The organism is Nocardioides sp. CCNWLW216, assembly GCF_037120545.1.
Classification (GTDB): domain Bacteria; phylum Actinomycetota; class Actinomycetes; order Propionibacteriales; family Nocardioidaceae; genus Nocardioides; species Nocardioides lianchengensis.
Genome location: NZ_JBBBBJ010000007.1, coordinates 186779 through 199711 on the forward strand (window position 1 = coordinate 186779; position 12933 = coordinate 199711).

16 protein-coding genes are annotated in these 12933 nt (G+C 72.3%); 14 read left to right on the plus strand and 2 right to left on the minus strand.

Annotated elements, in window-relative coordinates:
- Positions 1-83 precede the first annotated feature (83 nt).
- From V7S47_RS17070 to V7S47_RS17110, 9 genes are all read left to right on the plus strand, one after another.
- Positions 84-1028 carry a hypothetical protein gene (locus V7S47_RS17070; protein WP_336562695.1) on the plus strand — a complete coding sequence of 315 codons (945 nt, stop codon included), beginning with the start codon at positions 84-86 and terminating at the stop codon, positions 1026-1028.
- An 18-nt stretch (positions 1029-1046) separates the two neighbouring features.
- Complete coding sequence (locus tag V7S47_RS17075; protein ID WP_336562696.1) at positions 1047-2732, plus strand: cation:proton antiporter; 1686 nt, start codon at positions 1047-1049, stop codon at positions 2730-2732.
- Positions 2732-3844, plus strand: a complete 1113-nt coding sequence (locus tag V7S47_RS17080) for a DNA glycosylase AlkZ-like family protein (RefSeq protein ID WP_336562697.1) — start codon at positions 2732-2734, stop codon at positions 3842-3844. Before V7S47_RS17075 ends, V7S47_RS17080 begins: the two co-directional genes overlap by 1 nt.
- A 252-nt stretch (positions 3845-4096) precedes the next feature.
- The gene (locus V7S47_RS17085; protein WP_336562699.1) at positions 4097-5092 is read left to right on the plus strand and encodes a permease; all 996 of its coding nucleotides are present in this window, start codon (positions 4097-4099) and stop codon (positions 5090-5092) included.
- The gene (locus V7S47_RS17090) at positions 5080-5808 is read left to right on the plus strand and encodes a TIGR03943 family putative permease subunit (RefSeq protein WP_336562700.1); all 729 of its coding nucleotides are present in this window, start codon (positions 5080-5082) and stop codon (positions 5806-5808) included. Before V7S47_RS17085 ends, V7S47_RS17090 begins: the two co-directional genes overlap by 13 nt.
- Positions 5805-6239: a hypothetical protein gene (locus tag V7S47_RS17095; protein ID WP_336562701.1), complete on the plus strand. Its 435-nt coding sequence runs from the start codon at positions 5805-5807 to the stop codon at positions 6237-6239. Before V7S47_RS17090 ends, V7S47_RS17095 begins: the two co-directional genes overlap by 4 nt.
- Positions 6240-6815: 576 nt before the next feature.
- The gene (locus V7S47_RS17100) at positions 6816-8069 is read left to right on the plus strand and encodes an HNH endonuclease signature motif containing protein (protein WP_336562702.1); all 1254 of its coding nucleotides are present in this window, start codon (positions 6816-6818) and stop codon (positions 8067-8069) included.
- A gap of 54 nt (positions 8070-8123) precedes the next feature.
- A complete protein-coding gene (locus V7S47_RS17105; RefSeq protein WP_336562703.1) occupies positions 8124-8360 on the plus strand; it encodes a hypothetical protein in 237 nt (78 codons plus the stop codon).
- A 9-nt stretch (positions 8361-8369) separates the two neighbouring features.
- Positions 8370-8585, plus strand: coding sequence for a hypothetical protein (locus tag V7S47_RS17110; RefSeq protein ID WP_336562704.1), 216 nt, complete (start codon positions 8370-8372; stop codon positions 8583-8585).
- Positions 8586-8588: 3 nt separating this feature from the next.
- Here the strand turns inward: V7S47_RS17110 and V7S47_RS17115 are convergent, their stop codons facing one another.
- Positions 8589-9071, minus strand: coding sequence for a GNAT family N-acetyltransferase (locus V7S47_RS17115; RefSeq protein WP_336562705.1), 483 nt, complete (start codon positions 9069-9071; stop codon positions 8589-8591).
- Positions 9072-9093: 22 nt separating this feature from the next.
- On the opposite strand from V7S47_RS17115, the gene V7S47_RS17120 reads away from it, so the two are divergent.
- Positions 9094-9642 carry an HIT family protein gene (locus V7S47_RS17120; protein WP_336562706.1) on the plus strand — a complete coding sequence of 183 codons (549 nt, stop codon included), beginning with the start codon at positions 9094-9096 and terminating at the stop codon, positions 9640-9642.
- Between the two features lie 10 nt (positions 9643-9652).
- Here the strand turns inward: V7S47_RS17120 and V7S47_RS17125 are convergent, their stop codons facing one another.
- Positions 9653-9784: a hypothetical protein gene (locus tag V7S47_RS17125; RefSeq protein WP_090860056.1), complete on the minus strand. Its 132-nt coding sequence runs from the start codon at positions 9782-9784 to the stop codon at positions 9653-9655.
- A 94-nt stretch (positions 9785-9878) separates the two neighbouring features.
- On the opposite strand from V7S47_RS17125, the gene V7S47_RS17130 reads away from it, so the two are divergent.
- The 4 genes from V7S47_RS17130 (at position 9879) to V7S47_RS17145 (ending at position 12929) form a co-directional block, all read left to right on the plus strand.
- Positions 9879-10634, plus strand: coding sequence for an inositol monophosphatase family protein (locus V7S47_RS17130; protein WP_336562708.1), 756 nt, complete (start codon positions 9879-9881; stop codon positions 10632-10634).
- 12 nt (positions 10635-10646) lie between these two features.
- Positions 10647-11261 carry a phosphatidylinositol phosphate synthase gene (gene pgsA / locus V7S47_RS17135; RefSeq protein WP_090860054.1) on the plus strand — a complete coding sequence of 205 codons (615 nt, stop codon included), beginning with the start codon at positions 10647-10649 and terminating at the stop codon, positions 11259-11261.
- 12 nt (positions 11262-11273) lie between these two features.
- Positions 11274-12206 carry a pyridoxal 5'-phosphate synthase lyase subunit PdxS gene (gene pdxS / locus V7S47_RS17140; RefSeq protein ID WP_442945357.1) on the plus strand — a complete coding sequence of 311 codons (933 nt, stop codon included), beginning with the start codon at positions 11274-11276 and terminating at the stop codon, positions 12204-12206.
- 204 nt (positions 12207-12410) lie between these two features.
- On the plus strand, positions 12411-12929 hold the full coding sequence (locus tag V7S47_RS17145) for an alternate-type signal peptide domain-containing protein (protein ID WP_336562712.1): 519 nt from the start codon (positions 12411-12413) through the stop codon (positions 12927-12929).
- Positions 12930-12933: the final 4 nt, after the last annotated feature.

A 12933-nucleotide genomic window follows, 5' to 3' on the forward strand; every position in this document is an offset into this window, starting at 1 on the left:
GTCGAGCGAGCGACGCGACCGAGGCGCGAGGTCGCGTGAGCGTGTCGAGACATCATCCGCGTGCGCGGAGCGCTGAGGTCCTCGTGACCGTGGCCGCGCTGCTGCTCGCGGGCTGTGCGTCCGACGGGTCGTCGTCCTCGTCGGCCCCGGAGGCCGTCGTACCGCCGTCGGCTCGGCCGACCTCGGTCGTCGAGCCGGTCCAGGACGAGCAGACGTCGCGGCTGCGGGCGCTCGCCGAGCTGGCCGAGCAGCAGGCCGCGGCGCTCCCGTCCGCGAGCGCGACCCCGACGGCGCGGCCGGCCGGGGAGCCGGTGCTGGGCGCCGACGCCAGCTGGCCGCAGTGCCCGAAGGGCATGGGCATCCCCGAGCGCCCCACCCAGGGCTCGCCGATGCCGCTCCCGGAGGCCGAGTACGTGATCCTCGGCCTCACCAACGGTCCCGGCTTCACCGAGAACCCGTGCCTGGCCGACCAGGTCGCCTGGGTGCGCGAGCGCGGCCTGCTGGCGGCGGCGTACGCCGTGGCGAGCCTGCCGGACGCCGCCCAGGTCGCCGAGCACGGCGCCGACGGCCCGTACGACGGCGGCACCGACCTCGGCGCGCTCGCCAACGCGGGCTACCAGCAGGCGATCGCCAACGTCGCGACCATGCGTCGTGCGGGCCTCGGGTCGCCGGTCGTGTGGGTCGACGTCGAGCCGGTGCCGGACTTCGACTGGGGGAGCGACTTCGAGGCCAACGGCGCGGTCGTCGAGGGCGCCGTACGCGCCTATGCCGACGCCGGCTACGAGGTCGGCGTCTACTCGACGCCGGCGTTGTGGAAGGGCGTCGTCGGCGACCTCGCGCTCGGCCTGCCCGAGTGGCGTGCCGCCGGCCAGACGTCGCGCGCGGAGGCGCTGGACCGTTGCGGACCGGACTGGTCGATCCAGGGCGGGGCGCCGGTGCTCGGCCAGTGGGTGGAGGCCGGGCGCGACCAGAACGTCACCTGCCCGGGCATCGAGACCGACCTGGGCCGCTGGTTCCACCAGTACTGAGCCTCGAAGGGAGCTCCCGTGGACGTCGCCGTGATCGGACTGCTGGCGGTGCTGGCTATCGCCAGCGTCAGCGCCGTCGCCGCGCGCCTCGGGGTGGCCGCGCCCCTGCTGCTGGTCGCCACCGGCGTGGTCGTCAGCCTGCTGCCGTTCGTGCCGCCGGTCGAGATCGACCCCGAGTGGATCCTGATGGGGGTGCTGCCACCGCTGCTGTACTCCGCGTCGGTGTCGATGCCGGCGATGGACTTCCGGCGCGACTTCGGGACCATCGGGTCCCTGTCGGTCGTGCTGGTGGTGATCAGCTCGCTGCTGGTCGGGCTGTTCATCGCGGCCGTCGTCCCCGGCGTCGAGCTGGCCACCGGCATCGCGCTCGGCGCGATCATCAGCCCGACCGACGCCGTCGCGACCTCGATCGTCAAGCGGCTCGGTGCCCCGTCCCGGGTGGTCACCGTGCTCGAGGGCGAGAGCCTGCTCAACGACGCGACCGCGCTGGTCCTGCTGCGCTCGGCCATCGCGGCCACGTCGGTCTCGGTGTCCGTGTGGGGCGTCGTCGGCGACTTCGTGTACGCCGTCGCGATCGCGGTCCTGGTCGGCCTGCTGGTCGGCCGGCTCAACCTGCTGGTGCGGGCGCGGGTCACCGACCCGGCGGTCAACACGGCGATCTCGTTCGTGGTCCCGTTCGCGGCGTACCTGCCCGTCGAGCACCTCGGCGGCTCCGGCCTGGTCGCCGCCGTCGCTGCCGGTCTGCACACCGGCCACTCGGCGCCGCGCTACCTGGAGCCGGCGCACCGTCGGGCCGAGGAGCAGAACTGGCGCACCGTCGAGCTGCTCCTGGAGGGCGGCGTCTTCCTGCTGATGGGCCTGGAGCTCTACGGGCTCGTCGAGGACCTCGACGAGTCGGGTGGCGGTCTCGGGACCGCGGTGTGGGTCGGGGCGGTCGCGGCCGCGATCGTGGTGGCCGTCCGGGCGGCGTACGTCGTACCCCTGCTGGTGGCGCTGAGCCGTCGAGCCGGGCGCGGGGAGGCCGTGCGCGAGCGGATCGCCCAGATCCAGGGGCGCATCGACCACCCCGACTTCCAGGCCTCCGAGCGCCGCACGGAGATGTTCCGGACCCGGCTGCGGCGCGGGCTCGCCGACATCGACTACCTGGCCGGCTCGCCGGTCGGGTGGCGCGAGGGCACGGTGCTGGTGTGGGCCGGGATGCGCGGCGTCGTCACGCTCGCGGCCGCCCAGACCTTGCCCGCCGACACCCCCGAGCGGTCGCTGCTGGTCCTGGTGGCGTTCGTCGTCGCGGCGGGGACGCTCGTGGTGCAGGGCGGCACGCTGCCCCTCGTCGTACGACGGCTCGGGCTGGTGTCCGGCCCGGAGCCCGACGACGACCGCGACGAGCTGATCCGCGAGCTGGCCGCCGCCGGCGACCGCCTGCTCCGCGACCCGGCGCTGGTCCGCCCCGACGGCACGCCGTACGACGCCGCGCTGCTGGAGCGGATGCAGGGCTGGGCCGCCGCGCAGCCGGTCGCCGCCGCCGAGGCGACCCCCGACGCCCTCGACCAGCACCGCGAGCTGCGCATCGCCGTCCTGGTCGCGATGCGCGAGGAGCTGCTCCGGGCCCGCTCGGACGGGCTCTACTCCAGCGAGGCGCTCGAGTCCGCGCTCGCCGTGCTCGACGCCGAGCAGATCAGCATCGAGCTGCGGGGGCGGCGCTGATGCACCGGCTGTCGCGGACGGACGCGCGCCGGGTCGCCGTACGGGCGCAGCTGCTGGATCTGCCCCGGCCGTCCGACCTCGTGGACGTCGTGCAGCACCTGACCTTCGTCCAGCTCGACCCGGCGGCGCCGGTCGTCCCCAGCGCCGATCTGGTGCTGTGGAGCCGGCTCGGGTCGTCGTACCGACCGAGCGAGCTGGTGGAGGCGCTGGAGGACCTGACGTTGCTGGACCTGCACGGGCTGGCCCGGCCGGCCGCCGACCTCGCGCTGTTCCGGGCGGAGATGGCTCAGTGGCCCGGCACCGGGACGCTGAAGGAGTGGCAGGAGGGCCTGCGCGACTGGGTCGCGGCCAACGACGGCTGTCGCCGCGACGTCCTCGAGCTGCTGCGTCAGGACGGGCCGCTCCCGCTGCGCGACCTGCCCGACACCTGCGAGGTGCCGTGGCGCTCCAGCGGCTGGAACAACGACAAGAACGTCAAGATGCTCGTCGGGCTGATGGTCGAGCGCGGCGAGGTCGCCCGGGCCGGCCGGGACGGGCGCGACGTGCTCTGGGACCTCGCCTCGCGGATCTACCCCGACGAGCCGGTGCCGCCGGCGGACGAGGCGCGCGCCGAGCGGGACCGGCGGCGACTCGCGGGGCTCGGCATCGCCCGGGCCAAGGCGCCGGTGCACCCGGTCGAGCCGAACGACGTCGGCGCCGCGGGGGAGCCGGCGGTCGTCGACGGGGTGAAGGGGGAGTGGCGGGTCGACCCGTCGTACCTCGACGGGGCGTTCACGGGTCGCTGCGCCCTCCTCTCGCCGCTCGACCGGCTGGTCATCGACCGGCGGCGCACCACCGAGCTGTTCGAGTTCGACTACCAGCTGGAGATGTTCAAGCCGGCCGCCAAGCGGAGGTGGGGCTATTGGGCGCTCCCGATCCTGTACGGCGACCGCCTCGTCGGGAAGCTGGACGCCACGGCCGAGCGTGACGAGGGCGTGCTCCGCGTCGACGCGGTCCACGAGGACGAGCCGTTCACACTACCCGTCCGCGAGGCGGTCGACGCCGAGATCGAGGCACTGGCGGCCTGGTTGGGGCTGGAGGTCTACCGACCGCGGGTCAGCCCGCGCCGGTAGGCCTGCAGCAGGTGGTGGCTGCGGACGCGTGAACCGGACGACGTCCCACGGGCCGGTGACCAGGAGGCCGTCGCGCCCGGGGTCGTGAGCCGGTGCAGGACGGGGCGGAGCCGCTCGCTGCGGGTGGCGTCGACACCACCTGGGGTGAGTCGTTCCCGCCGGTGAGGTTGGTCTCAAGTGCCCGACCACCGGGACAGGCGGTGACCGCGGACGGGATGATGACGCCCGTTGTCCGTGAGAGGGAGGGGCCACGTGGCCACGACGACTGCTGCGCGTCCGCGCGACCGGATGCGGCGAGCCGGTCGCGACCACCAGGTCGAGCTGGTGGCGGGCGCCCTGGTGGCTCTCTTCGTCGCCGGCACCTGGCTGGCGCCTGCTCTGGACGGCCCCCGGCTGGCGACGTGGAGCACCGTCTTCCTGGCGATCGTCGTGCAGTCGACCCCGTTCCTCGTGCTCGGCGTCCTGCTCTCGGCCGCCATCTCGATCCTGCTCTCGGAGCGGGTGCTGGCCCGGGTCCTCCCGCAGCGCTCGGTCCTCGCCGTTCCGGTCGCCGGCGTCGCGGGGATCGGACTCCCCGGCTGCGAGTGCGCGGCGGTGCCGATCACGGCGAGCCTGATGCGCCGCGGAGTGGCGCCCGCCGTCGCGCTCACCTTCCTGCTCGCCGCGCCCGCGGTGAACCCCGCGGTCCTGGTCTCCACCGCGGTGGCGTTCCCCGGGCAGCCGAGCATGGTGGTGGCGCGGTTCGTCGCCTCGCTGCTGACCGCCGTCCTGGTCGGTTGGTGGTGCCTGGCTCGCGGGAGCCGGCTCCCGATGACCATCCGGCGTCAGGGACTCGGTGAGGGACTGGGCACCGGCCAGCGGTTCCTCGCGACCGCTCGTCACGACTTCCTGCACGCGTCCGGCTTCCTCGTGATCGGCGCTGGCATCGCCGCCGCCGTCAACACCTTCGTGCCGCGCTCGATCGTCGACACGGTCGCCGGCCAGGCCGTGATCGGCGTCCTCACGCTCGCGCTGTTCGCCTTCGTGGTGGCGCTGTGCTCGGAGTCCGACGCCTTCGTCGCGGCCAGATTCACCGCGTTCTCCGACACCGCCAAGCTCGCCTTCCTCGTCGTCGGCCCGGCGATGGACGTCAAGCTCGCCTCGATGGAGGTCGGCGCCTTCGGGTCGGCGTTCGCCCGTCAGTTCGTCCCCGTCGTGGTCGCGACGGCCGTCGCCTGCGCCGCCCTCGTCGGCTGGTGGCTGCTGTGAGGCGGGGGACCCAGGGCCTGTTGCTCGCGCTGCTCGGCACCGTGCTGCTCCAGCTCTCGCTCAGCGGAGACCACCTGCGCTACGTCACCGGCTGGATGCGGTGGCCGCTGGTGGTCTGCGGGGTGTTGCTCCTCGCCATGGCTCTGGGCCCGCTGCTCGCGGCCCACGAGCCAGAGGACGACGAGGGGCACGATCATGACGGGCACGACGGGCACGACCATGGCGGGCACGGCGTACCGCGCGTGACCTGGTTCCTCGCACTCCCGGTAGTCGTCGCGTTCGTGGTGAGTCCGCCCGAGCTCGGGTCGTTCCTCGCCGAGCGACAGGGTGGCAAGAGCGCCGTCGTCAGTCGTCCCGACGAGATGACCGCCCTGGACGCCGCGCAGGTGGTGCCGGTGCCGCTCGACGAGTTCATCTGGCGGGCCCAGGACGGCGGCTCGTCGCTCCAGGGCCAGCCGGTCGAGCTGACCGGCTTCGTCAGCTACGGGGACGGCGGCGACGACTGGTTCGTGACCCGGATGGCGATCGGCTGCTGCGCCGCGGACGCCCGCCCCTTCCGGGTGCGCGTCGACGACTCTCCGCGCCCGCCGCGCGACCAGTGGGTCGAGGTCGAGGGGACGCACGTCCCCGGCAGTGGGGCGACCGAGGCATCGCCGCCCGCCGTCGCCGCCTCTGCCGTCACCCCCACCGCCGCGCCCGACGGGACCTACGAGTGAACGACGCCCTGCGCCGGCGGCTCACCGCCCCGATCGCCACCGCGGTCGTGGTCGCGGTCGGCCTGCTCACCGCAGCCTCCCGCGACGACGCCCCCGGTCCGCAGGCCGTTCCGGAACCGCCAGGGATCGAGGACGTGTGCACCGGCTACCGCTCGTTCCAGGAAGCACTCGCCGCCCTCGCCGCGAAGCCCTCCGCGGAGGCCGTCGGGACCCTCCAGCAGCGGGCGAGCGCCGCAGCCGGGACGATGACGCTCGCCACGGTCGAGCCCGCGGTCCGAGCAGGGATGGGCTACCTGGACGAGCTGGTCCAGACCCTCGGCCCGACGAGCACCGTCGACGACATCACCACCGCCGACGCCGGATCGACGGTCGCCGACAGCGCCAACGTCCAAGCCCTCACCGACTTCGCCGCCACCTCCTGCACGTCGTAACCGTCACCGCGGCCAGCAGGCGACGTCGCGCGCGAGCGACCCCTGCCACTCCGGTGGTCCCCTCCGGTGGTCGAGCAGTGAAGGACGAAGTCCTGAACGCCCGTCGAGACCCCCCGCAACCAACAAACGACCTCGCGTGGGGTCGACTGTGCCGCCCCCGACGGTCCTCGCGCCCGTGGACCCCGCCGGTGGTCGAGCAGTGAAGGACGAAGTCCTGAGCGCCCGTCGAGACGCCCGCAGCCAACAAGCGACCTCGCGGTAGGCCGGCCCCGCCGCCGGTCGCTGCCGCCGGTCGCTGTCGCCGGTGGTCGAGCAGTGAAGGACGAAGTCCTGAACGCCCGTCGAGACCCCCGCAGCCAACAAGCGACGTCATCCCTTCACGGGTCTCTGCCGTGGCGTCGCCGCTTGGCACCAAGCAGGTTCAAAGACATTTACAGAGACAAGGGGGCTCACCGTCCGCGGTGATCAAGGGCCATCACGAGCCTGCTTCTAGCTTTCGGTCACCTGGGGTCGACCGTTCGAACAAGGCTGTGAACAACCCTCGCATTCGATCACCTGTTCGACTAGAATGGGGCCATGGTTCGGGACCTCGACGACTGCGACACCGCTACGGCGGTGCTGTCGTACGTGCGCTCCGAACGACGAGACGAGCTGCGCGCGGCCGCGAACCAGCTCGCTGCCGCGGTCACCTGGGCCGGCATGCACTCCACCGGCTCCCTGCACGATGCCGCCGCGGTGTGGATCCCCGGTTGTGAGGACGAGATGGCCATCGCCGGACCCGGCGCACCCCTGATCGCCGAGTTCAGTGTGCTGGAGTTCTCCGCCGCGCTCGGCCTGTCGTCGGACTCCGGTCGGATCTACCTCGGACACGCCCTCGAGCTCGCCCACCGACTCCCACGGGTCTACGAACGCGTCCAGTCCCTCGACCTCCCGGTGTGGAAGGCCCGACGCATCGCCGCCGAGACCATCGACCTCCCCGAAGACGGCGCCGAGTTCGTCGACATCCACGTCGCCGCAACCGCGCACAAGATCTCCATCGCCCAACTCGACCGCACCATCGAAGAAGCCCGCACCCGCTTCGACCCCGACACCGCCGCCCAGCGGGCCCGGGATGCGGCTGAGGTGCGGCACTTCGACATCGAGGTCCAGCAGGTCTCGTTCGACGGCCATGTCGAGGTCCGCGGAACCCTGGATCTGGTCGACGCACTGGATCTGGAGGACGCGGTCGCTCGGGGTGCGACCCACCTCGGCACCATCGCCGACGGGCTCTCCCTCGACGCGCGGCGGTCCATCGCGGTCGGTGACCTCGCTCGCCGCCAGCTCACCTTGGAGTTGAACGCCGACCCCGACCCGGACCGGAAGCGACCCCGGCAGGTCGTCGTGCACGTGCACCTCGCGGACGCCGCGATCGCGCGGGTCGAGAACACCCGGTCGATGGTCTCGGTCGAGCAGGTCAAGGGCTGGTGCCAGGACGGCGACAGTCAGGTCGTCATCAAGCCCGTCATCGACCTGGCCGGTCACGTCCACGTCGATGCCTACGAGGTCCCCGACAGGTTGAAGGAACGCCAGGCCCTGCTTCAACACTCCTGCGTCTTCCCGTGGTGCCGACGGCGAGCGAGGTCGTGCGACCACGACCACAGCGACCCCGCCGCCCACGGCGGCAGCACGTGCGACTGCAACATCGCACCCCTCTGCCGGCGACATCACCGCGCCAAGACGCATACGCGGTGGCGCTACGACAAGGTCGACGACACGACGTTCGTCTGGCGCAGTCCGAACGGACTGGCCTTCGTTCGCGACCACACCGGCACCACTACCCCGCAGCCCTGACGGCCACAGCCCGAAGGGCCATGGGCGCGCCCGGATTCCCCTAGTGTCGCTCCCATGACGTCCGGTGACGGGAGCAGGAGCCTCGCGTGGCTCCCGCTCGTCGGCCTCCTCCTGGGGGCCGGCTTCGCTCTGGTTGTGACGCTCGGCGACGTCCTGCTGTTCGACGAGGGCTTCGGGGCCGCGGTGCGGGGCAATGTCTCGATCGCCGTCTGCTTCGCGTTCGTGTGGAGCCTCAGCCTCGGCCTCAGCGAGCTGCGCGCCCGCAGGAGGGCGCGACCTGCGACGTCCTAGGGTGGTCGCATGAGCGACGACGCACCCGGCCGGTCCAGCCTCGGTGTCCTGCTGGTGTCCGGGGTGCTGTTCGCGTTCGGCTTCCTGGTGCTCACCAGCCTGCTGGACGTCGCCTTCGGCGACAGCCTCACGACCGCGCTGCGCGACAACATCGACAACTCGATCGTGGTCGCGACGCTCTGGACGGTCGCCATGTGGATCCTCAAGAGGCGCCGCGCGGCCTGACGGTCAGCCCAGCGGCTTGACGTACCTCCGGCACGGCGAGACGTACGACGAGCCGCCCGCCGTGACCTCGTACGGCAACGGGCCGCCGTCGCGCCAGCCGCGCTTCTCGTAGAACCGGCGCGCCCGCGCGTTGCCCTCGACGACCGCGAGCCAGGCCTCGGCGTGGCCGCCGGCCGCGACCCGGTGCTCCGCCTCGTCGAGCAGCAGCGCGGCCACCCCCGAGCCGCGGTGGGCGGCGTCGACGAACACCTGCTCCACCTCGTCGCCGGTCACCATCGCGAACCCGGCGACGGCGCCCCCGACCACCGCGACGGTGGTGTCGTCGACCCGGAGCGGGGCGCGCTCGTGGAACGCGGCCAGCGTGCGGGCGGCCGTGAGCCCGTCGGGGACGTGGCCGGCGTGGCCGTCGTGCCAGCCCGCGTGCCAGATGACGGCGACCGCGGCAGCGTCTGCAGGCGTGCCGGGGCGCAGCGTGGGAGCGCTCATGCGCTCACCCTAGGGTGGTCCCATGAGCCAGCCCGACGAGCCGCTGCACCAGGACGGCATCGGTGACCCCGACGAGCTCGACCGGCTCTGGACGCCCCACCGGATGGCCTACATCCGCGGTGAGAACAAGCCGTCGGACGCGTCGTCGGGGGAGTGCCCGTTCTGCCGGATCCCGAAGCTCGCGGACGACGAGGGCCTGGTCGTGCACCGGGGCGCGCTGGCCTTCGTGGTGATGAACCTCTACCCCTACGCGCCCGGCCACCTGATGGTCTGCCCCTACCGCCACATCGCCGACTACACGGAGACGACGGACGAGGAGGCGGCCGAGATCGCCGACCTCACCCGCACCGCGATGCGCGTGGTCCGCACGGTCTCGGCCGCCGGTGGCTTCAACATCGGGATGAACCAGGGCCACGTGGCGGGAGCGGGCATCGCGGCCCACCTCCACCAGCACGTCGTACCCCGCTGGCCGGGCGACCAGAACTTCATGCCGATCATCGGCCGGACCAAGACGCTCCCCGAGCTGCTCGGCGAGACCCGCCGACTGCTCGCGGACGCCTGGCCCGCCTGAGCAGAGCTGCTCAGCGCTTCTTCGGGCTGAGGTCGTCCATCGGCGACGCCCCCGCCGCCTTGTCGCGCTTCTCGGCGCGCTTCTCCTTGATGGACTTGCCGGTCTTCTTGGTCATGCCCTGGCGCGGCGACTTGTCGCTCATGGTGGGACTCTCTGAGAAGGAAGCCTGAGTGGCTCCGTCCTGCGACAGTACGCCTGCACCGAGCGCCCGCGAGCCCCGCTAGCCTGGCCGCACCATGGACGACACCGAGCTCGCCGCCCAGCTGGTCCACGACGCCGGTCGCCTCGCCCACCGGATGCGCGCCGGGGGCATCGACGCCGAGCAGAAGTCCAACGTGGCCGACCTGGTCACCGCCGCCGACCGGGCGGCCGAGACGCTGATCGTCGAGCGGCTGCGGGCCGAGCGGCCCGACGACTCGATCCTCGGCGAGGAGGGCACCAACCACGCCGGCAGCAGCGGCCGCACCTGGGTCATCGACCCGGTCGACGGCACCTACAACTTCGTCGCCGGCCTCGACTGGTGGTGCTCGGCGCTCGCCCTGCGCGACGAGTACGACGTCCTGCTGGGCGCCGTCCACCACCCCGCGAGCGCCACGACGTACGTCGGCGGCCCCGACCTGGTGCCCACCGCTGACGGGGTGCCGTTCGCGCCGATCGTCGACCGGCCGCTGGCCGAGTCGTGCCTGACGACCTACCTGCACCCGCCGTTCTACGGCGACGAGGTCGGCGACGCGTTCGGGAGGATGGCCAACGGCGCGGCCACGGTGCGGATGCTGGGGTCCGGGACGATGGACGCGATGGCGGTCGCGCAGGGCCGGCTGCACGTCCTGTGCCAGCACTCGGTGCCGCCGTGGGACGAGCTTCCGGGGGCGGCGATCATCCGCGGGGCGGGCGGCGCGACCCGTCGGGTGAGCGCCGCCGGCCAGGAGTGGTACGTCGCCGGCGCGCCCACCGCGGTCGCCGAAGTCTGCGCAGCGCTCACGGCCCGATAGCCTGCTCCCGTCATGATGGAACGTTTCCGCGCCTTCTGGACGAAGGTCATCTCCCCGATCGCCCACCTGCTGATCCGGCTCGGCGTCAGCGCCGACGTCGTCACGCTGGTCGGGACCATCGGCCTCAGCGCCGGCGCCCTCGTCTTCTTCCCGCAGGGGATGCTGCTGACCGGAGTGCTGGTCGCCACCGCCTTCGTCTTCAGCGACCTCATCGACGGCTACATGGCCCGCTCGCAAGGCAAGAGCAGCAAGTTCGGGGCGTTCCTGGACTCGACGCTCGACCGGATCGGCGACGGCGCGATCTTCATCGGGCTGTCGCTCTACTTCGCCGGCCCCGGTGACAGCACCCTCTACCTCGTGCTCTGCCTGGTCTGCCTGCTGATGGGCGCGGTCACGTCGTACGCCCGGGCGAAGGCCGAGGGCCTCGGCTACACCGCCAAGGTCGGCATCGCGGAGCGGGCCGACCGGCTGGTCGCGATCCTGGTGATGACCGGCCTCAGTGCCATCTTCGACCTGCCGATCCTCCTGTACGTCGTCCTGTGGGCCCTGGCCGCCGCGAGCACGATCACCGTCGTCCAGCGGATCTGGGTCGTCCGCCAGCAGGCCCTCGCGGAGACGACGGCCTGAGCGCGTCCTACGATGCCGCTCATGGCTGAGAACGGCACCACCCAGGACACCACCGAGACCACCGAGATCCGCGGCACGTCGCGGGTGAAGCGCGGCATGGCCGAGATGCTCAAGGGCGGCGTGATCATGGACGTCGTCACGGCCGAGCAGGCGAAGATCGCCGAGGACGCCGGCGCGGTGGCCGTCATGGCGCTCGAGCGGGTGCCCGCCGACATCCGCGCCCAGGGCGGGGTCTCCCGGATGAGCGACCCCGACATGATCGACTCGATCATCGCGACGGTGTCGATCCCGGTGATGGCCAAGGCCCGGATCGGTCACTTCGCCGAGGCCCAGGTGCTGCAGTCGCTGGGCGTCGACTACATCGACGAGTCGGAGGTGCTGACCCCCGCCGACTACGCGAACCACATCGACAAGTGGGCCTACACCGTCCCGTTCGTGTGCGGCGCGACCAACCTGGGCGAGGCGCTGCGCCGGATCACCGAAGGCGCGGCGATGATCCGCTCCAAGGGCGAGGCCGGCACGGGCGACGTCTCCAACGCGGTGACGCACATGCGCACCATCCGCCAGGAGATCCGCCGCCTCGGCGCGCTGGAGCCCGACGAGCTGTACGTCGCCGCCAAGGAGCTGCAGGCGCCGTACGAGCTGGTCGAGGAGGTCGCCGTCCGCGGCAAGCTCCCCGTCGTCCTCTTCACCGCCGGCGGCATCGCCACCCCGGCCGACGCGGCCATGATGATGCAGCTCGGCGCCGAGGGGGTCTTCGTCGGCTCCGGCATCTTCAAGTCCGGGAACCCCCAGCAGCGCGCCGAGGCGATCGTCAAGGCGACCACCTTCTACGACGACCCCGACGTGGTCGCCAACGTGTCGCGCGGCCTCGGCGAGGCGATGGTCGGCATCAACGTCGAGGACATCCCGCAGCCGCACCGGCTGGCCGAGCGCGGCTGGTGAACCTGGCCGATCGGCCAGCGACCGGATAGTCCGAACGGGCCAGTCCTCGTGGTCCAGACAACGTGTCTAGACCACCCTGGCTGGTCGCTTCGAGCCATTACTGACCGGTTTCGTGGGCAACAGCGGGCTCTGTAGGAAAACCTCTGCATCGGTGATCGGGCACCAACGGTGGTGCCCGCGCCTCCCCCCACTGGAGCACAGGTAATGCACAACAGCATCAAGGGCGCACTGGCCGCGATCTCGGGCGGTGCCCTTCTCCTCGGCGGTGCCGGCAGCCTCGCCTACTGGAACGACGAGGGCACGGTCGGCGGCGCCGACATCGAGTCCGGCACCCTCGAGCTCAGCGCCGGGACCTGCGCCGGCTGGAAGCTCGACGGCGACACCGCCTTCACCACCCAGAAGCTGGTCCCGGGCGACTCGCTCAGCCAGGTGTGCACCTTCACCGTCACGGCTGCCGGCACCCACCTGGCGGCGACCTTCGACGTCTCCACGCCCAGCTGGGACGAGGCGGACGCCCTCACCAGCGAGCTCGACGTGGACGCGGCCTACAAGATCGGCGCCGTCCCGGTGACGACCTTCCCGGCCACCGTCGCGAACAACAACGTCATCACCGCCACGGTCACCGTGACCTTCGACGGTGCCGCCGCGACCAACGCCTCGCAGACGATCTCCAGCGCCCTCGACGACATCACCATCACCGCCACCCAGTCGCACGCGGCCTGATCGC